This window comes from Mesobacillus maritimus (genome assembly GCF_019749255.1).
GTDB lineage: Bacteria > Bacillota > Bacilli > Bacillales > Cytobacillaceae > Mesobacillus_B > Mesobacillus_B maritimus_A.
Genome location: NZ_JACWFH010000009.1, coordinates 143,397 through 162,021 on the forward strand (window position 1 = coordinate 143,397; position 18,625 = coordinate 162,021).

The 18,625-nt window shown below is 40.4% G+C and carries 18 protein-coding genes and 1 other RNA gene; 3 read left to right on the forward strand and 16 right to left on the reverse strand.

The genetic code is table 11. From position 1 onward, the window contains the following. Nucleotides 1-372: 372 nt before the first annotated feature. Nucleotides 373-645: a MoaD-like domain-containing protein gene (locus tag H0185_RS09350; protein ID WP_221873229.1), complete on the reverse strand. Its 273-nt coding sequence runs from the start codon at nt 643-645 to the stop codon at nt 373-375. A gap of 1 nt (nt 646) precedes the next feature. Continuing rightward, nucleotides 647-919 carry a ubiquitin-like small modifier protein 1 gene (locus H0185_RS09355; RefSeq protein ID WP_221873230.1) on the reverse strand — a complete coding sequence of 91 codons (273 nt, stop codon included), beginning with the start codon at nt 917-919 and terminating at the stop codon, nt 647-649. Between the two features lie 156 nt (nt 920-1,075). Between H0185_RS09355 and H0185_RS09360 the strand changes: the two genes are divergently transcribed. Continuing rightward, nucleotides 1,076-2,215: a zinc-dependent alcohol dehydrogenase gene (locus H0185_RS09360; protein ID WP_221873231.1), complete on the forward strand. Its 1,140-nt coding sequence runs from the start codon at nt 1,076-1,078 to the stop codon at nt 2,213-2,215. Between the two features lie 69 nt (nt 2,216-2,284). Here H0185_RS09360 and H0185_RS09365 read toward each other — a convergent pair whose 3' ends face one another. The 6 genes from H0185_RS09365 to H0185_RS09390 form a co-directional block, all read right to left on the reverse strand. Further along, nucleotides 2,285-3,274 carry a Gfo/Idh/MocA family protein gene (locus H0185_RS09365; protein WP_221873232.1) on the reverse strand — a complete coding sequence of 330 codons (990 nt, stop codon included), beginning with the start codon at nt 3,272-3,274 and terminating at the stop codon, nt 2,285-2,287. 137 nt (nt 3,275-3,411) lie between these two features. Further along, nucleotides 3,412-3,978 carry a PepSY domain-containing protein gene (locus tag H0185_RS09370; protein ID WP_221873233.1) on the reverse strand — a complete coding sequence of 189 codons (567 nt, stop codon included), beginning with the start codon at nt 3,976-3,978 and terminating at the stop codon, nt 3,412-3,414. A 209-nt stretch (nt 3,979-4,187) separates the two neighbouring features. Then, nucleotides 4,188-4,832 carry a PepSY domain-containing protein gene (locus H0185_RS09375; RefSeq protein WP_246629108.1) on the reverse strand — a complete coding sequence of 215 codons (645 nt, stop codon included), beginning with the start codon at nt 4,830-4,832 and terminating at the stop codon, nt 4,188-4,190. Between the two features lie 54 nt (nt 4,833-4,886). Continuing rightward, nucleotides 4,887-6,245 carry a sensor histidine kinase gene (locus tag H0185_RS09380; RefSeq protein WP_221873234.1) on the reverse strand — a complete coding sequence of 453 codons (1,359 nt, stop codon included), beginning with the start codon at nt 6,243-6,245 and terminating at the stop codon, nt 4,887-4,889. Beyond that, nucleotides 6,242-6,940 (reverse strand): response regulator transcription factor, encoded by a 699-nt coding sequence (locus H0185_RS09385; protein ID WP_221873235.1) that lies wholly within the window; start codon nt 6,938-6,940, stop codon nt 6,242-6,244. Before H0185_RS09385 ends, H0185_RS09380 begins: the two co-directional genes overlap by 4 nt. A gap of 120 nt (nt 6,941-7,060) precedes the next feature. Further along, a complete protein-coding gene (locus H0185_RS09390; protein ID WP_343223116.1) occupies nt 7,061-8,305 on the reverse strand; it encodes a YeeE/YedE family protein in 1,245 nt (414 codons plus the stop codon). Between the two features lie 363 nt (nt 8,306-8,668). Here H0185_RS09390 and H0185_RS09395 point away from each other — a divergent pair, with 363 nt between their 5' ends. Beyond that, nucleotides 8,669-9,913, forward strand: a complete 1,245-nt coding sequence (locus H0185_RS09395; RefSeq protein WP_221873236.1) for an MDR family MFS transporter — start codon at nt 8,669-8,671, stop codon at nt 9,911-9,913. A 48-nt stretch (nt 9,914-9,961) separates the two neighbouring features. Here the strand turns inward: H0185_RS09395 and H0185_RS09400 are convergent, their stop codons facing one another. The 5 genes from H0185_RS09400 to H0185_RS09420 all read right to left on the reverse strand — a co-directional run bounded on the left by H0185_RS09400 (nt 9,962) and on the right by H0185_RS09420 (nt 14,231). After that, nucleotides 9,962-10,990, reverse strand: coding sequence for a DUF418 domain-containing protein (locus tag H0185_RS09400; protein ID WP_221873237.1), 1,029 nt, complete (start codon nt 10,988-10,990; stop codon nt 9,962-9,964). Nucleotides 10,991-11,092: 102 nt separating this feature from the next. Next, nucleotides 11,093-12,103: an aromatic ring-hydroxylating oxygenase subunit alpha gene (locus tag H0185_RS09405; RefSeq protein ID WP_221873238.1), complete on the reverse strand. Its 1,011-nt coding sequence runs from the start codon at nt 12,101-12,103 to the stop codon at nt 11,093-11,095. 262 nt (nt 12,104-12,365) lie between these two features. Continuing rightward, a complete protein-coding gene (locus tag H0185_RS09410) occupies nt 12,366-12,635 on the reverse strand; it encodes a DUF1450 domain-containing protein (RefSeq protein WP_221873239.1) in 270 nt (89 codons plus the stop codon). 291 nt (nt 12,636-12,926) lie between these two features. Next, nucleotides 12,927-13,904 (reverse strand): ring-cleaving dioxygenase, encoded by a 978-nt coding sequence (locus H0185_RS09415; protein WP_221873240.1) that lies wholly within the window; start codon nt 13,902-13,904, stop codon nt 12,927-12,929. Between the two features lie 135 nt (nt 13,905-14,039). Continuing rightward, on the reverse strand, nt 14,040-14,231 hold the full coding sequence (locus H0185_RS09420; protein WP_221873241.1) for a YbxH family protein: 192 nt from the start codon (nt 14,229-14,231) through the stop codon (nt 14,040-14,042). 202 nt (nt 14,232-14,433) lie between these two features. Between H0185_RS09420 and H0185_RS09425 the strand changes: the two genes are divergently transcribed. Beyond that, nucleotides 14,434-14,841 carry an LAGLIDADG family homing endonuclease gene (locus tag H0185_RS09425; RefSeq protein WP_221873242.1) on the forward strand — a complete coding sequence of 136 codons (408 nt, stop codon included), beginning with the start codon at nt 14,434-14,436 and terminating at the stop codon, nt 14,839-14,841. A 331-nt stretch (nt 14,842-15,172) separates the two neighbouring features. Here the strand turns inward: H0185_RS09425 and ssrA are convergent. The 3 genes from ssrA to rnr all read right to left on the reverse strand — a co-directional run bounded on the left by ssrA (nt 15,173) and on the right by rnr (nt 18,606). After that, nucleotides 15,173-15,509, reverse strand: a transfer-messenger RNA (tmRNA) gene (gene ssrA / locus H0185_RS09430). A 172-nt stretch (nt 15,510-15,681) separates the two neighbouring features. Then, nucleotides 15,682-16,149, reverse strand: a complete 468-nt coding sequence (smpB, locus tag H0185_RS09435; protein WP_221873243.1) for an SsrA-binding protein SmpB — start codon at nt 16,147-16,149, stop codon at nt 15,682-15,684. A gap of 123 nt (nt 16,150-16,272) precedes the next feature. Then, a complete protein-coding gene (gene rnr, locus H0185_RS09440) occupies nt 16,273-18,606 on the reverse strand; it encodes a ribonuclease R (RefSeq protein WP_221873244.1) in 2,334 nt (777 codons plus the stop codon). Between the last annotated feature and the right edge of the window lie 19 nt (nt 18,607-18,625).

Below are 18,625 nucleotides of genomic sequence, written 5' to 3' on the forward strand. Positions count from 1 at the left end.
TGAGGATTCCTGCTATTTTGTCCTTGAGTCGGGGTCTCATGGACATTTCGTTGAGGATTCTTACTATTTTGTCCTTGAGACGGGGTCTCATAGACATTTCGTTGAGGATTCTTACTATTTTGTCCTTGAGACGGGGTCTCATAGACATTTCGTTGAGGATTCCTGCTATTTTGTCTTTGAGTCAGGTTCTCATGGACATTTCGTTGAGGATTCTTACTATTTTGTCCTTGAGACGGGGTCTCATAGACATTTCGTTGAGGATTCTTGCTATTTTGTCCTTGAGTCGGGTTCTGACCCAAAATAATAAAAATTGCCGATAATGCCCTCTCCCAGAAGGTACTCATCATCAGCAACAAAAAACATTCTATATTCTTACCCACCTACTCTTGTAGTTTTATGGCGGTATAGTTTAATCAATTCTTGGAGTTTTGATTCTGTTTCTGCTGTAAACCGTATATGAACAGCGTTGACTTTAAAGACCTTTGTAAACTGAAGTTCATCTTCCTTGAGAATTTCCCCAATCCAGCCGTCTCCCTTATAGATAAACGGGAATGTATTGGTTTGAGGAATCCCACCTAGCTCTTCGAAATACATCCCAAGATGATTTCGATTGATTCCACGAAATTCAAGTTCACGACTCAACATCTCAACCACCTGCAACGGGTGGAAACAAGGCAAATTGATCTTGCTCCTTCACCTTTGTTTCAAGATCATCCAAGTGGATAATATTTTTCCCATTTATATAAACATGAACGAATGGCTTCAACCTTTTTTCATCTGTAAATATCTCTTCTTCGATATCCGGGAACATCTCCACCATTTTATCGAGAATATCTATCACTCGGTCACCATCTGGTTTTACTTCAACACTTACCCCGCCACATATTTCACGGAGATTGGCGAATACCTTTACCTGCATGGACTAGCCCTCCTCTGTCTCTTTATTCAATCTTAAGCGGAAAAGCTAGCTTTGTCACTAATCCAGAATGAAAAAACCTTCTTCTTCACAACATAGTAATGAAACTTACACAAATGGGTACTAGACTATTTTTTATAAGAAGGAGGATACGTCCCAATGAAGGCTGTCACTTTCCAAGGTGCAAAGGATATCCAAGTTAAAAAAGTAGACGACCCAAGAATTGAAAAAAACGATGATGTGATTGTCCGTATTACTTCAACAGCTATATGTGGGTCTGACCTTCATATCTATCTTGGGGGAATCCCCACACGGCCCGGATTTATTATCGGCCATGAACCTATGGGAATTATCGAAGAAGTTGGACCCGATGTTAAAAAAGTAAAAAAAGGGGACAGAGTCATTATTCCGTTTAACGTTGCTTGCGGGCATTGTTTTTATTGTCAGCATAATATGGAAAGTCAATGTGACAATTCAAATCCGAACCCTGATATCGACTCTGGAGGCTTTTTAGGATATACAGAACGCTATGGAAATTACCCTGGAGGACAAGCAGAATTCTTGCGGGTACCGTACGGAAATTTTATGCCCTTTAAAGTTCCAGACTCTTGTGAGCTCGAAGATGAAGCGTTACTCTTCATTTCAGACGTGCTCCCGACTGCCTACTGGAGTGTTGAGCATGCTGGAGTAAAACCGAATGATACGGTCGTCGTGCTCGGTTGTGGTCCTGTTGGGCTAATGGCTCAAAAATTCGCATGGATGAAAGGAGCCAAACGGGTCATCGCCGTTGATAACCTTCATTACCGGCTCCGTCATGCAAAGGTAAAAAACAATGTTGAAGTGTTTAATTTCGAAGATTTTGATGATACAGGAGCACATATAAGAGAAATTACCCAGGGTGGTGCCGATGTAGTGATTGATTGCGTCGGCATGGATGGGAAAAAATCAGTGGCAGAAAAGGTCGAGCAGAAATTAAAACTCCAAGGCGGAACTTTAAGCGCCATTCAAATCGCCAAAAACTCCGTTCGAAAATTTGGGACGATTCAACTTACGGGTGTTTATGGTGCATACTATAATATGTTCCCGCTTGGGAATATCTTCGAACGGAACGTGACCCTTAAAACAGGGCAAGCGCCCGTCATCCATTATATGCCTACGCTTTATGACATGATTGTTAAAGGCGAAATTGATCCAACAGAAATCATTACTCATAAGGTTCCTCTAGATCAAGCTAGTAATGCTTATAAAATCTTTAGCGAGCATGAGGATGAGGTCATTAAGGTAGTTTTAAAACCATAGCATAAGTTAGTCTGGAAAGGCATTTCCTATAGAAAAATCTCCCCTTCAACAAAGAATGGGGAGATTTTTTTACATTCCTTCATCAGCTGGGTAATGCACACCAATCTGTCGCCGACACTCATCAATAATCTCCATCACCTGTAAGGAGTGCGTTAAAGAGTTAATCTTTGACTCTGTTTGACCGCTCTCAATTAAGTGAATGAATTCTTCTACCTCATAATACATTGGTTGTTTAGATTGAGGTTGGGTGAGTTCCTCAATAGAACCATTCCGATAGTGGACTTCCACCTTCTCAGGAACATTTATTTTATCAATGATCAGATTAGCATCCTCACCTTGAATCTCCGATGGAATAGAAGAGTCAGTAATTTTTGAGTACGTCACAATAGCATCCATGTCTTTATACGTTAGAAGGATACTGCCTGCTCCATCTACTCCGGAATCTAGCATAACCCCGGTTGCTTGAACCTTCTCTGGTTTCCCAAAAAGAACGATGATTGGGTAAAGACAATAGATCCCGATGTCCATCAATGCTCCATTCGAGAATTCTGGTTTAAAAGCGTTAAGGATTGTACCCTCTTTATATGCATCATAGCGAGATGAATATTGACTATAGCTAGCAAAATATCGGCGAACTTTTCCTACTTTATGTACATGATCAAAGACGACCTTAAAATTAGGCACCAAAGTATTTTTCATGGCCTCCATTAATACAACTTCATGCTTTTGAGCTGCACTTATCATCTGCCTTAATTCGTGCGCATTTGAGGCAATTGGCTTTTCACATAAGACGTGCTTGCCATGTTCAAGAAAAGTGATGGCTTGCTGAGCATGCAAGGAATTCGGGCTTGCGATATAAACAGCATCAATTTCATCACTCATCGCCATACTTTTTATATCCGTGAAGATCATTTCAGTTCCGTACTGATTAGCAAACTCACGTGCCCTCTCCTCAGTTCTAGAATATACTGCTCCTATTGAGAATCTAGGGTGTTCCTTAGCGGCTTCAATGAATTTATTCGTAATCCAGTTCGTTCCGATAACGCCAAATCGAATCATCCGTTTTCTCCCTCCTATTTTCTAATCCTTATTGTACTTTAACCAATTTATTAAAAATCAACAAGTGTTCTAGAAGGAAACAAAAATGGCCTACCCATGGGGTAAGCCCTTTTCTCTAATACTTTTTAGTCATCTTCTCAATCATTGTCGTCATCATCTAGGTCATCTATATCTTTTTCTACAATTTTCCCAGTTCTTGCATTTATTTCATAATCTATTTCGTGGGTGTCGGTACGGATTTCAATTTCATACTCGCCGTCATCATAGTCAACTTCAACTACTTCACCTGGGGTATCTTTTGTTGCAATCGCGATGGCTTCATCTTTGGTTATTCTTTGCTTTATTGCTTGAGTATTTTTATCCTGAGTGTTCACCTTAGCAGAAGTTGTGCTACTCGCGGTAACATCGTCATCATTGTCGCGATCCACTTTGATGATTTCTCCAGAACTTGCATCAATATCAACGTCAATATCATCGTTTCCATTTTGGTCAGTGAGATCGACCTCATATTTTACTCTTCCATCATCTTTTTCTAACTCTACACTTTCAACTGTGCCTTCTACTTCAGTAACAGCAATTTCTTCTGCCTTCTTCGTAGAAATAAAATTATTTTCCTGGGTGCCTTCTGAGAATGCCCCTACACCAAGTGCTCCTCCTAATAAAACTACCCCTGTCACACCAATGATTAGTATGTTTTTTTTCATTTTATTTTCCTCCTTTGTTGGTATATCTACACTATAGACCACCAAAATGAGGAGACATTGATAAGAAAATGAGAAATTGATGAGAAAATAACTAGAGTTCTCTTTTTTTCTCGTTCTATTGCGTTTAGCAGTTGAATTTCGCTCTAAACAAACGGAACATAACATCGACTTCTCACTGTGACACAGCCGGCTTTATTGTCATTCACTTGTTAGTCATCCCAGATAACGGACATCACTTCTCCTGAAATTGCATTAATCTGGATTGTGGCTTCCGCCTCTTCCCCTTCACGTTCAATTTCAACTAAGTAATAGGTGCTCCCTCCAGATTCTTCAAGTTCTACGTCTTCGACTTCTCCGTTTAATTGCTTTAAGGCGATTGCGATGGCTTCTTTCTCTGTTAGTTGCTTAGGTGTCTCTGGTTGTGCATTTGAGTTATCTTCAGTTGGTGTCCCTTGATTTTCTGGTGGGTTCTCTATTGCATCTTGTTCAGAAGGCTTTTCTTGTGAAGTGTTAGGTGGATTTTCAATTTGCTCTTCTCCTGTTGTTGGTTTCTTTTGATCACCTTCGTTGCTTGCAACCGCTTCTTTGGTTCTTGTCATGCTAGCAATTTCCCCAGTTTCACGGTCAATTTCAATCTCATAGGTGCCTGGGTCTAGCACAATCGTAATGAGATAAAGGTTTGTTCCTTCCTTCACACTAACAATGTCACCAGAATAAAGTTCCTGTACCTTTTGAGTGGCTTCCTCAGCCGTAAGTGGTTGTGCCGAGGTCATTACTCTAGAAACCTGCCAAACAGCAAACATAACGACCAAAAACACGCCTGCTCCAATGAGCATTTTTTTCCCTCTACCCATATGCTTCACTCCATTTTTTTCATTCCCTTTATTCTACGCTACTAAAATGAGAAATTAATGAGAATCGGAAAGAGGCAAACTTATTTTAGCTGTAGTTCCAAGACCTTCAACACTTTCTAACGCAATCGTTGCCTCCATAGCATCCGCAATTTCTTTCGCTAAAGACAAACCTAGTCCAAAGCCACCAGTCTTTCTTGATCGAGCTTTATCTACCCGGTAAAATCGATCGTAAACCTTTTCCAATTCGCCTGATGGAATCCCAATCCCACGGTCAGTGACTGAGACCACTGCTTGGTCTTTAGAACTGCTAATTTTTACAACAATTCTTTCTTCACTATATTTTCGTGCATTATCCATTAAAATAAAGAACAATTGCTTAAACCGTTGCAAATCAGCATTTATCACGACCTCCGTCTCTTGCTTCAGCTCAACCTCCCGATTATAGGCTTTTTCAAAAGATCTTACAGCTTCCTTGACCACTTCATTTAGGTGAATTTCTTCTTTTTCAAGTAACCAGTGTTGCTCATTCCTTGCGAGCAGCAGCAATTGTTGGGTTAGATCCTTCATGCGAATAGCTTCAGAATGAATAGCCTGAATCGACTCGTCGAAAAGCTCTGGTTGGTCTTTGCCTCTTCTTTTTAATAAGGATGCATACGATTCAATCACGGTAAGCGGCGTTTTTAATTCATGTGAAGCATTTGAGATAAATTGACCTTGCTTTTCGTAGTTTACTTCCAATAGTTCTATCATATTATTAAACGTTTCGCCCATTTGATAGAGTTCATCTTTAGATTGTTTAGGCAGGGGGATCCTTTTAAATTGACCACTTCCCTTGATATCACGCATGGTTGCAATCATTGACGTAATCGGCCGAGTGATAAAATTACTAAGAAGACTAGACGAAATGAATACAGGAATCATCGCTAAAATGGTGACAATGATGAGCACCAGCTTTAGAGTATTGAGCATCTCTGCCGTCGATTCTAGATTTTCCGTTACTTGAAGCTCAACTACCTCGCCATCACGAGAAATCATTGGAATTGAAACAAAGGCATGAGGAATATTATTGTATTCAACAATTGTTTGAACTTCTTTGTGGTGAAAGCGTACCGGTTTTTCTCTAAGGTCCTGCTGATTGGGGACAGCCACTCCTACCCCTGGATTAGCCTCTTTATCAACAATCTGCATCATTCCATTTACGGGCACGTACGCAAGTAAGATATTCTGCAAGTCCACCGTCGAGTTGACTTGATTGATTCCATTCATTGCTTGTTTCGCTTCGGCAACAGTACGTTCAACCTCACTGTCCAACATCATTTTACTAAAAGAAAGATATATAGACAGATTCACTAAAATCAATAACACGATGAACATAACGGTCGTATATAAGTTAATTTTATTCCGAAGCTTCATTTTGACTCCTTCAGTACATATCCGATCCCTCGGACCGTGTGAATATAAGGTGTTCCATGAGGCTTATCAATTTTATTGCGCAAATATCGAATATACACATCGACGACATTGGTATCTCCGTAATAATCGTAACCCCAAACACCGTTTAATAGTTGCTCGCGGTTTAGTACTTGTCGGGAATTTCTCATTAGATAAGCCAATAAATCAAACTCACGGGGAGTTAGCTCAATGAGTGTATCCCCACGCATAACTTCATGGGTAACCTCACTTAATCTTAAATCTCCAACGGTGAGCCAATCTTGGTTAGTTTCCTCCGCCACTGGTTTTCGATGTAAGCGCAGACTAGCGCGTATCCGTGCGAGTAGTTCTTCAATTTGAAATGGCTTAGTCACATAATCATTTGCCCCTAAATCAAGACCAGATACTTTGTCTTCAACAGAGTCTTTCGCTGTCAACATGATAACAGGAGTATTGGAATCATTGGAACGAATTCTTCGGAGCAGTTCAATCCCACTAATCCCTGGGAGCATGACATCTAACAAGATTAGGTCCCACTCACCTTGCTGGAAGAGCTGAAACCCAACTAATCCATCTAACGCCTTTTCCACCTCATAGCCTTCATAGGTTAACTCCAATTCAAGAACACGGGCGATTTTTTCTTCGTCTTCAACAATTAATATTTTAGGCTTATCCATGACTACCTCACAATAAACTGAATTTTAGCTTCATTTTATCATAGAATTGAAAAAACTTTTATGTAAGAGGATATGCAAAAAAAGAGCATGACCATAGTCATACTCTTTCCTAGTTCATAATTAACAAATTGAGTCCGTTGATTTTGGGTTCTTTAGTCCAAATAACGGACGAATAAACAACGCTAGATACGTGCCGAGCATCGCCATAATTGCCCAAACCCAGCCATGAAGACTAAATGAAGCAATTCCACTGAAATAAGCACCGATATTACAACCGAACGCTAAACGAGCTCCATAGCCCATCATCAAGCCACCGATAATGGCCGCACCAGCAACACCTGGTTTAATTTTACCAGGCTTAAACGTACCTTGAGCAGCAGCAGATAAAAACGCCCCGAGCATAATCCCAAAGTTCATAACACTCGTTCCATCCATTAAAACAGAACTGGTAAGCTTGTCTGAACCTGCAAAATAATCCCAAGCAGCAACATCTACACCCATTGCCATCAATGCTTTACCACCCCATAGCGTAAAGCCTGATGTGATTCCCCATGGACTTCCTTTTACCATGAGAGTTAACGCATTTAACAAAGCTAGCACGATGGCTGCTCCAAATAATGGCCAAGACCCACGTAACACTTTTTTCCATCCTTGTGCCGTTGGCAGTGGTTTCATCATTGGCGGGTTCTTCTTTTTCGCAAATTTTACGCAAACCCAGTAAATAAGCGCAAACACTGCGAGTTGAACTACCCAAGCACCAAAGTACCCTAATCCAGTTGATTCAGCTAATGAAACAGCTGGGAACGACGGCATATCTTCCATCCAAAAGGTGATGTGATAAGCACCCAATGCTGAACCAGCAATAAAAGCAATTAAGGTTAGAATCATTGAGGAAGATCCGCCACCTACATTGTATAGCGTACCTGATGCACAGCCATTTCCTAGCTGCATTCCGATACCGAAAAGAAATGACCCGACAACGACACTGACACCAATTGGATTTACATTCCCTGCTGGAGTAACGCCAGTGAAACTAAAACCTGTACTTAAAATAATGGCAAACAACGTAGATGCAACGGCTAACATGAGCATATGCGCCTGCAAGCCTTGTACATTACCGACCGAAACTAGACGTCTAAAAGCAGATGTAAATCCGAAGCGTGCATATAATAAAGCAGCTCCGAGCGCAAGACCAATAATATACAAGGTTCCTTGTGTCCAGCCTGCTATGTTTACAATGCTAATATATAGGATAATGGCAGCAATTGTTCCTATTGCCACATGTGGCTTCTGCATTGGACTTAATTCTGATACTACTGTTGTGGATTTTCCATCCCAATTTGTTGCTAATGATGTTTGTGCCACTTTATTCACCTCATATTCTTATAAAAATAGTTGGATTTAACTTTTATTATAGTAGCCTAACATTTTAAACTTGTAAACATTTAAAACTGGATAACAAGAATTGTATCCTTACCAACATTGTAAAATACTGACACTTGCCATTCTACTAGCAGAATGGTATATTAATTAAGCGATGAGCTGAGTTGGATAAGTCGACGGACACTCCTTTTAGGAAATGCACGATGTGGCGTGCAGTCCGTCGCCCCAATACGCAAAGACGCCTGCTATGCAGGCGTCTTTTTTATTTGTAATAAAAATCGAACTACTACCTTTGTCCTGTTTCTATTATAATAGAGTGATTAATCAGAAAGCAGGTTCAATTAGATGAGAATAAGAGATTTACATAAGAATATTAAAATCAGACTCCTGACCGATTTTTTTATCTCATTAACACAGATGGCAATTTTTCCTTTTATGGCGATTTATTTTAGTAGCCACCTGGGGGCGGCGCTAGCGGGGATACTCTTAATGATGAATGTCGCTGTTTCCATCGTAGCAGGGCTTTTGTCGGGGTATTTATCCGACCATCTCGGTCGAAAGAAAATCATGGTTTTGGCTGAAGTCTTTCAGGTAGTTGCTTTGTTCGTCATGATGATTGCCAATTCACCTCTTTTCATGTCGGTTTGGCTTACTTATTTTATGTTCCTATTCAGTAACGTAAGCTCGAGCATTACCGGTCCTGTTGTCAATGCGATGATTGTCGATGTCAGTACAGAGGAAGAACGGACATATATTTACGGAATTGGCTATTGGCTCGGGAATATATCGATTGCCTTAGGAGCCGCTCTTGGCGGGCTATTGTTTGAGGAACATCGCTTCCTTCTATTCAGTCTCTTTTTCCTAGTAAGTGTAGCAACACTGATTGTTATTCTTTTCTTTATTGAAGAATCGCTTGTTCTTAAACCATCACCAGGCACGACAAAAAAGCTAAATGGGGGTGGGTTTCTTCAAAATTATGGGAAGGTATTAAAGGATCGTCGCTTTATGCTTTTTACCTTAGCAACCGTCTTTGTGATGTCACTTGAATTTCAGTTAGATAAATATATTGCGGTCCGATTAAAAGAAGAATTTCATGCCGTTATCTTTAACGTTGACATTACTGGAATCAAAATGTTTAGTATCATCATGCTGATTAATACGATTGTCATTGTTTTACTGACCCTACAACTGTCAAAATGGTTAGGTCAATTTGATAAAAAGAAAGTCCTTACGATCGGGATTGTCATCTATTCCATTAGTTTCAGTGTTCTAAGCATCAGCAATTCTTTCTCGATTATCGTTTTGACTGCGTTTCTCTTTACGGTTGGGGAATTAATCTATTCACCTGTCAAACAAACCATCTTAGCCGGTATGATTGACGACAACGCACGTGCTTCCTATATGGCGGTTGATAGTCTTTCTTATAATGTGGCAATGCTGCTTGGCAGCTTTGGATTAACATTAGGTGCACTCATTCCAGCGAGCGGTATGGCGTTTGTCTATTTATGTTTAGGTTTAGCTGGGTTGTTTTGTTATCGTTTGGCAATTACAGATGAAACGACTTCAAAAGAAATAAATGTATCTAGTTGATGGTATCACGTAAAAAGGCTCTCATCCTTTATCAAGGGAGAGCCTTTTTTATTTAATGAAATCTTGGTATTTCGTTTTTTCTTTTATCCGTAATGGTGGCACTTGCAAATAGGTCGCCATTCGCCATACCCATTCTAGAGGTCCAAAGCGGAAATAGCGCAACCAGATCATACTAAATACTAATTGGATGATATAAATAACTAAACAGATTCCCAATGTTTGAAGCAAGTTCAGTTGGCCGTATAAATCAAACACAGAGTTTGCAATTAAAATGAAGAATGTTTGAAATAGATAGTTGGTTAAGGCCATGCGACCATAGTATTTTAAAGGTGTTAATAGTTTTTTCACAATGGGTATTTGCAACACGAGAAGAAGCAGCCCGACATAAAAGGCCGAGACAATTGGACCAATCATAATCCCGACATGATAAAACCAATACAGTTCTAGGCTCCCTTCCCTACTAGGTATCGGGGTTTGTGTAGCTTGATAATAAAGAGCCATTGCAGTAAGCAGGAAGAATATGATGGTAAACCAACTCAACTGCTTTCTTTTTACTACTACATTCTCAAACAACTGATATTGTCCAGCTGCTAAACCTAGTAAAATAAGTGCAACTGGGAGAAACATTTTAATGCCTAGCGTACTAAAAACCAAAAGCAAAATGAACCCAATCGTTAGATTAAGCTCTTTTTTTAGCTTATAAAGAGGCAAAATCAGCAATCCACATACTGCGTAAACACTTAGAGCTTCACCAGGATGGTACATAGAATGAAACAACCCAAAGCTGAACATCACAAATATTCTTCGTAAAAATAAGAGGCTTCCATTCTTTCCCTTTGCATTTGCACGGGATATGAATAGGTAAAATCCTACTCCGAATAGAAACGAGAAAATCGTATAGAATCTACCCTCAACAAAAAGATATAAAAACTTCCAATAGACCGCATCCGGTGTGTTCGGAGCTGGCGTGTTCGCAGACAAAAGGGAAACAATATTAATCAGGATAATGCCTAAAAGGGCAAATCCTCTTAGATAATCGAGCTCATCAATTCGATTTCTTGTCTCAACCGGATTCATTATTCACCTCCGTTAAAAAGAAACACTCCTTATCGAAGGAGTGTTTCTTTTTCATTCTAGTTAAATTGAAGCATAGTTTGTGCGATTAAGCAAAAGGAAATGTTAAGCCGTTCCTAGGGTAACTCCAAGCTTTTTAAGGTACTGACGATAAGCAATACTCATCCGGTCACAAACAAGGGAAAGCTCGACTTGAAGATCAAGTGGAAGTTCTTCTGGCTTTTGATTTTCAACAACTGGCTTATCTTGGGCAAAGATCATGTCCTGGAATTCAACAATTTCCTGGTCGGTTTGACCTGTATCATAATTAAAGGACAAAATCCCATAAGCAATAGATGTTTCCTCATCCACTGGACGAACGGTTAATAGAATGGTCATTAAACTATCATTTTCCTTATCGCGTTTCGTGAACTTTACAGTAAACGGAGACATGATTTCATACGTATAATAGACGTACTTAGCAATACCAGATCCATCCGGGTCAGGCTGGAAAATGGCAATCTCATCTGAATAGATTCGATTATCTTCCCAGTGGACGCTATAATCGCCAATCTCTCGATGAGTCTCCGTTCCTAATGCTCCTACATGAACAACCGCAAGATGGCCTACATCTAAGAAGTTCTCAATAATTCTTGGCGGTTGCGCATTTACTTTCTGCGGCCCCCAAATCACATTACGAAATTCGTTCCCTTCCATTTCTTCGTAGCGGAAGAGTTCCGGCTCATTCTTTGCAAGATTCACCCAAATGTATCCATACTTCTCAATACAGGCATAAGCTTCAGCTTTTGCTTTCTTCGGAATTGCTCTCCCTTCAGGAAGCTGAGGGATCTTTACACAATCGCCGCTATCATTGTATTCCCATGCATGATATGGACAAACTAGACAATCATTTTTTACTTCACCCAAGGACAATGCTGCTCCACGGTGAATACACAAATCTTTAAAAGCATGTACTCCGTTGCTATTTCGGAAAATTGCGATTCGACGCCCCATCAAGATGATTTGTTCTGGCTTTTCTCCTACGTCTGTTGAGCGGCAAGCAACAATCCAGCCTTCTTCCAACACTTTATCATCTATTCTTTTTTTGTCTCCAAGCAATTCCAGCGCCTGAGCCATTTCATTCCCCTCCTAGTATTTCTCTTTAATTCATATTTTAAATGGAGATAGGAAATAGGTCAACGCTAAATACGAATATAAATAAAATTATTAAAATAATTGTTCGTTTTTTGAATAGATAGTATCACTATTCAATATAAAGGAACCATTTATATCTATAAACCCCGAATACTCGACGAGGAAACAAAAAAAGAAGGAGGTTCAAGGAGTTGTATTAATCCTCCTTACCTACTTCTTCTTTTAACATGAGAAGGTTTTAGTGTTATCCCTTCTGAAGTTGTTTTAATTTATCTAATAACTTTCCTGCATCGTCTGCAGCGATGAATTCACCATTTACGATTGCATAAGGAGACAATTTGCACTCCTTGCACTTACTTTGGCACTGGTATTCTTTATATTCAATGTTTTTTTGATTAAAAAATGCTTCATACTCTGGGAAATGGTCCGCAGTTACAAACCTATCGAGGTTTTTTTCACAAAAATCAATTTGCAGTTTCCTATCTTTAGAAAAAAATTTTGCCAACAAGCCCATGAATCTTGCTCTCCTTTTTCCAACGGTTCCTTCTATTAATATGATAAACCTCATGGAGGATAAAGCAAGTGAAGAGTTTTACCAGAGCATTAAAACAAGTCAATGCTAGCTGGCAGTAGGTTTGTTTGTTTGAATACAGGCTTATTCGGATAGATTTCAGTAAAAAACACCTTGGTTTGTTTTGTCCGAATTCAAGAAAAAAGGACCAGATCAATTAGAAATGGTCACAAATTAATAACTATTTATTTTTTGTTATGAAAAGCATCGTGTCTCTTTTTACATTAATCACAGCTATTCCTTTTTAAAATCAATCGTACTTCTCACCGTATCGATTGGGCGCACCATTCTTTCGATTTGTTCTCGTTTTGATTCTAAAAACGGTGGGAGGGAAAGTTTTTCCCCAAGGGTTTCATACGATTCATCCCCCATAAACCCGGGACCATCCGTAGCAAACTCAAACAAGATTTGCGGAGCAACTCGGGAATAGAGCGAGCCAAAGAAGAAACGATCAACAAAGCCAGAAGTTTGGAAACCAAAGCTTCGCATATGCTGGTCCCAATCATCTAATACAGAACGATCATCTACTCGGAAAGCCGCATGGTGAACGGTCCCGTACCCTTGTTGGGCTGGTGGTAGGATGCTGTTATGCTCAACAATTACTTGTGCTCCATTGCCGCCTTCACCAACTTCAAATAAATACAATGATCCTTCATGTGCGATTTCTTTAAAGAGCAGCACCTTTTCCATCATCTCTTTAAAATAATCTATTTGTGCAATACGGACATGGATCGGACCTAACCCTGTTATCGCATATTCAAGAGGAATAGGACCTTTTTGCCAAGGCGTTCCTGCAGGTACACCTTGATTGTTCTCATCTGAGACAAGCTGATATTGTTGATCATCGAAATCAACAAAGGAGATTGTCTTTTTGCCGAACTGTTCTTTGATTCCTGAATGTTTTACCTCTAAGCGGTCAAAGCGATTTACCCAATAATCCAATGCTGCATCAGTTGGCACACGGAAAGCCGTTTTATATATTTCATTTGTCCCGTGTCGCCCTTTTGGGATGCCAGGAAAATCAAAAAAAGTCATATCTGTACCTGGGTTTCCTGTGTTATCAGCAAAAAACAAATGGTAAGTTTGGATATCATCTTGATTCACCGTTTTCTTTACTAAACGCATTCCTAATGTATACGTAAAAAATTCATAATTTTTTTCAGCACTGCTGGTAATGGCAGTTACGTGGTGTATTCCTTTTAGCCCCTTCATTTAAAAACCTCCAGTAATTGTGTAACTCTATATTTATCCTAAATTTAATTATCTTTAATTCGAGATAAATATATCACGTAAACCCTCCCTAGTCAAACCTTGGACTTTTTCCTCTCCTCTAAGAACTCATTCAAATTAAATTCCTTTATCTTCACAATACTCTTCAATCAACTGCTCAATTTGATCCATCTCAGGAAATTTCCCATTAAAATGAAACTTCAATTCCTCAACAAATTCGCCTTGGTGATATACATGAATTGCTCCATTTTGTTCGATTACACTAAACTCTGGCTCAAAGCGATAACCATTGCGTTCGACTGCACCCATTCTTCGTCACCATCCCAATTTTATCTTGTTTTATTATCTGTAAGTTACTAAAACCTATACTATCAAAAATTTTTTTGTAGGAAATACGAACAAACATTCCCTTTCGTGGTATAATAAAAACAATATAGGACTTAATCAGAATACAAAGAAGCCCTCATTTTATGTAGTAAAAGTGATAGATAGAGATGATGGAGGGGTCCAGATGAAAGACTGGGAGGCAGCATATATTGCAGGTATCATTGATGGAGAAGGTACGATTACATTAACTAGAATCCACCGAAATGAGCATCGGAGGCCATGTATTACAATTGCATCGACAGACAAAGAATTGTTGTTCTATGTTCAAACCTTAACTGGAGGTATTATAGCCGATAAAAGAAATTACAAGCCTAACATTCATAAGAATTCATTCACATTAAATATAAAGAAAAAACAAAGCGTCTTGATGGTACTAGAATCGATATCAACGTATCTTAGGGTGGATAAAAAGAAGAAGCGTGCTTTATGGATCCTTAATGATTATGAGAGAGTAACACTACGGAATGGAAAATATACACAAGAACAACTTAAAAAGAAAATTGAATTTGAAGAACAATTTTTTAAGTTATAAAAAAGACCAGCTAATCGCTGGTCTTGTTATCCACCTTATGTATGGTGGAGACGGTGGGACGTGCTCTTCCATGCTTTCGTCATGGCACTGACTATATCTTGAACCTGTTTTGGTCAGGTCCTCCGGCGTCTTATGCGAATCGTATATTAACCTTTCCAGGTCGAAATTCGCATCCTAGTACTACCATGTAGGTAGCCTATAAGTCGATACACGGCTGTTGGATTGCTCCACATACCGCTCGGCATTGCCCTATCACTTCAATGAGCGACTTAGGTTTCACCGATAAAGCCGGATTTTCACTTGTATGTTGCCATACAAGGCGACTAATTACTAATCGAACCCACGTCCAGAAGCAACGGCACTTAAGCTTCTACGAGTGTAGTCGACATATTCGCGTTTCGCTGAGCCATTTGCCTGCCGACAGGCGGCCGGTCAGCTAGTCTGGTTATTCTCTTCCTTTTCCCTCAGACGGTGAGATCCGGCGTAGCCCACTAAGAGTGAGTCCGCTACCCTACCACATGGGCGATGGAGGGGCGAACCGCTAAAGTGCTATTAGGCAGCTAAAGCGAAGTTGTTGTTAGTTTTGCCAGTTATAGGCGTTGACGTTTTAACGAGGCCGATCCCCTCGACTCGCAACCTAAGCTCGAACTACCCCTGTCGAATCCGTAGCGTCCCCATATAATATATAGAACAGACGTTAGGATACTCGGTGTTATTCCGAGCAAAAAGCTGTTTGCCACTCGTGGTGACAAGACTTATTATAGCACACTGACGAAATGTTTCAACTGGAAATGATTATCCAATTTTACCATCCCTTCTAAAGTCCACTAGAACCTCATGCTACATTTTCTGGCGATCACGAAAAGCACGCTCAATCTCACGCTTTGCTTCCTTCTGCTTCAAATCCTCACGCTTATCGTATTTCTTTTTACCGCGAGCAAGACCGAGCAAAACCTTGGCATAACCATTTTTCAAGTAAACCTTTAACGGAACTAATGCGTATCCAGTTTCTTTTGTCTCGCCAATCAATTTGTTAATCTCACGACGATGTAATAAGAGCTTTCGTTCACGAAGCGGGTCATGGTTATAACGATTCCCCTGTTCATACGGGCTTACATGCATCCCATAGAGAAATACTTCGCCATTTTGAACACGTGCATAGGAATCTTTTAAGTTTACACGTCCTGCACGAATCGACTTGATTTCTGTACCTTGAAGGACGATTCCTGTTTCAAATGTTTCTTCCACAAAATAATCATGGTAGGCTTTTTTGTTTTGTGCTACCGTTTTGCCGGCACCTTTAGGCATACTGTCTCCCCCTTTTTACTCCTCTATTTTACCATAAAGGCAAGTGCCTGACCTAGTCTAGAGGTCAGGCACCATGTACTTTCACCCTTTCACCGCACCAGGTGTCAGGCAATTAAGCGGCCGTTAACGTTTTTTAGGTTTCCGTTTTGCTTTTGGTGCATTTTCGAAAAACTTACGCTTCTTGCCTTTTTTCTTTGGTCCTTCGCCACGGCCAATTGACTTACTAGGAGAGTCTTGTTTTTTCCCCTGTCTTGGCTTGCGTTCACTACTACCCGTTTTAAACACTTTCGGTGTTGAAGTACGCTCACGTGGGGTACCTTTCATGCCGACGATTTCAAAGTCAATCGATCGTTCATCTTTATTCACGTTCACGACGCGAACCGTAATCTCGTCTCCAATACGGAAGACATTCCCGGTCCGCTCGCCAATCATTGCATAATGGCGCTCATCATAACGATAATAATCGTCTGTCATATAGCTTACATGAACCAGACCTTCAATTGTATTAGGGAGCTCAACGAATAAACCGAAGTTCGTGACCGAGCTAATAATGCCATCGTACTCGACACCAATCTTGTCTTCCATATATTCTGCTTTCTTCAACTCATCTGTTTCACGCTCCGCCTCTACCGCGCGACGCTCCATATCAGATGCATGCTTGGCGATTTCCGGCAGCTGGGCATTCCACTTTTCACGAGTGGCTTGATCTACTTTTCCTTCAATAAGGTACGTTCGAATTAACCTGTGAACGATTGTATCAGGGTATCGTCGGATTGGTGAAGTAAAGTGTGTGTAATAATCGGTTGACAACCCATAATGCCCAAGACTTTCCTCGTAGTATTTCGCCTTCTGCATAGAACGCAACATGACTGTAGAGACAACCATTTCCTCTGGTTTCCCTTGAACCTCTTCAATAATTTCCTGAAGGGCACGAGGATGTACAGAGTTTGCAGTTCCTTTTACGATATAACCAAAGTTCGTAATAAACTCGAAGAATCTTCTTAGCTTGTCTTCTTTCGGATCTTCGTGAATACGGTAAATGAACGGAACATCCATCCAATGAAAATGTTCAGCCACCGTTTCATTGGCCACAAGCATGAACTCCTCAATCAAACGTTCAGCTACTGAACGCTCACGCAACACCACGTCGGACGGATGACCATTCTCATCCACCAATACCTTTGATTCTTTAAAGTCAAAATCAATGGCCCCACGATTCATCCGTTTATTACGGAGAACTTCAGCTAATTCTTCCATCAGTTCAAACATCGGAACAAGCGACTCGTAGCGCTTGCGGACTTCCTCATCCTTCTCAACTAAAATTAAGTTCACATCATGATACGTCATTCGCTCGGTTGTTTTAATGACACTTTGGAAGATTTCATGATTGACCACTTCCCCGGTGGTGGAAATTTCCATCGTACAACTTAGTGTTAAGCGGTTCACCTTCGGGTTTAATGAACAAATTCCATTAGACAACCGATGCGGAATCATCGGAATGACGCGGTCAACTAAATAAACGCTTGTTGCACGATCTTCAGCCTCACGGTCAATTGGCGAACCCTCTTCAACATAATAACTAACATCAGCAATATGAACACCGAGCCTATAGTTGCCGTTGTCTAGCTTTGTCACCGTTACCGCGTCATCCAGGTCCTTTGCATCCGCTCCATCGATGGTAACGATGACCTCATCGCGGAGATCACGGCGGTTAGCAAGTTCATTTTCATCAATTTCATCTGGGGTCTCATTTGCCTGCTCTAGCACATCTGCTGGGAACTCTGTTGGCAAACCATGTTTATGAATGACAGATAAAATATCTACCCCCGGGTCATTTTTATGACCAAGAATGGAGATAACCTCACCCTCAGCTGACTTGCGACCATCCGGATAACTTGTTAGTTTAACAACGACTTTATGGCCTTCAACGGCTCCTCCACTTGCTTCCTTTGGAATAAAAATATCACTAGCAAACTTTTTATCATCGGGAATCACGAACCCGAAATGTCTACTTTCTGTATAAGTACCAACAACTTGCTGAACTCCCCGCTCAACAATTCGTACAATGGTTCCTTCACGGCGCTGGCCAGAGCTTGTCGATGAAACACGTGCAAGCACGATATCACCATGCATAGCGTTATTCGTTTCATTCGGTGGGATAAAAATATCATCCATTCCCGGTTCATCTGGTATCACAAAGGCAAATCCTTTTGCATGACCTGTCAGTTTCCCGCGTATAAGATTCATTTTATCTGGTAAGCCATAGCGGTTGCTTCGAGTCCGAACGACAAGTCCTCTTTCCTCCATCACGACGAGTGCTTTTACAAAGTCCTTGAAGGTACCTGAGTCCTCGATTCCAAACGCTTGTTCAAGCTCCTGGACAGTTAATGGCTTATAGGCCTCATCCTTCATATGATGAAGCAATTGGTCTATATGGCCTTGAATATTATCTTCCATATGTAATCCCTCCTTTTGT

Excerpts from the sequence above, each read along its gene's own strand:
- H0185_RS09350 (WP_221873229.1), bottom strand. The coding sequence starts at position 645 with ATGTTGAGTCGTGAACTTGAATTTCGTGGAATCAATCGAAATCATCTT.
- H0185_RS09355 (WP_221873230.1), bottom strand. The coding sequence starts at position 919 with ATGCAGGTAAAGGTATTCGCCAATCTCCGTGAAATATGTGGCGGGGTA.
- H0185_RS09360 (WP_221873231.1), top strand. The coding sequence starts at position 1,076 with ATGAAGGCTGTCACTTTCCAAGGTGCAAAGGATATCCAAGTTAAAAAA.
- H0185_RS09365 (WP_221873232.1), bottom strand. The coding sequence starts at position 3,274 with ATGATTCGATTTGGCGTTATCGGAACGAACTGGATTACGAATAAATTC.
- H0185_RS09370 (WP_221873233.1), bottom strand. The coding sequence starts at position 3,978 with ATGAAAAAAAACATACTAATCATTGGTGTGACAGGGGTAGTTTTATTA.
- H0185_RS09375 (WP_246629108.1), bottom strand. The coding sequence starts at position 4,832 with ATGGGTAGAGGGAAAAAAATGCTCATTGGAGCAGGCGTGTTTTTGGTC.
- H0185_RS09380 (WP_221873234.1), bottom strand. The coding sequence starts at position 6,245 with ATGAAGCTTCGGAATAAAATTAACTTATATACGACCGTTATGTTCATC.
- H0185_RS09385 (WP_221873235.1), bottom strand. The coding sequence starts at position 6,940 with ATGGATAAGCCTAAAATATTAATTGTTGAAGACGAAGAAAAAATCGCC.
- H0185_RS09395 (WP_221873236.1), top strand. The coding sequence starts at position 8,669 with ATGAGAATAAGAGATTTACATAAGAATATTAAAATCAGACTCCTGACC.
- H0185_RS09400 (WP_221873237.1), bottom strand. The coding sequence starts at position 10,990 with ATGAATCCGGTTGAGACAAGAAATCGAATTGATGAGCTCGATTATCTA.
- H0185_RS09405 (WP_221873238.1), bottom strand. The coding sequence starts at position 12,103 with ATGGCTCAGGCGCTGGAATTGCTTGGAGACAAAAAAAGAATAGATGAT.
- H0185_RS09410 (WP_221873239.1), bottom strand. The coding sequence starts at position 12,635 with ATGGGCTTGTTGGCAAAATTTTTTTCTAAAGATAGGAAACTGCAAATT.
- H0185_RS09415 (WP_221873240.1), bottom strand. The coding sequence starts at position 13,904 with ATGAAGGGGCTAAAAGGAATACACCACGTAACTGCCATTACCAGCAGT.
- H0185_RS09420 (WP_221873241.1), bottom strand. The coding sequence starts at position 14,231 with ATGGGTGCAGTCGAACGCAATGGTTATCGCTTTGAGCCAGAGTTTAGT.
- H0185_RS09425 (WP_221873242.1), top strand. The coding sequence starts at position 14,434 with ATGAAAGACTGGGAGGCAGCATATATTGCAGGTATCATTGATGGAGAA.
- smpB (WP_221873243.1), bottom strand. The coding sequence starts at position 16,149 with ATGCCTAAAGGTGCCGGCAAAACGGTAGCACAAAACAAAAAAGCCTAC.
- rnr (WP_221873244.1), bottom strand. The coding sequence starts at position 18,606 with ATGGAAGATAATATTCAAGGCCATATAGACCAATTGCTTCATCATATG.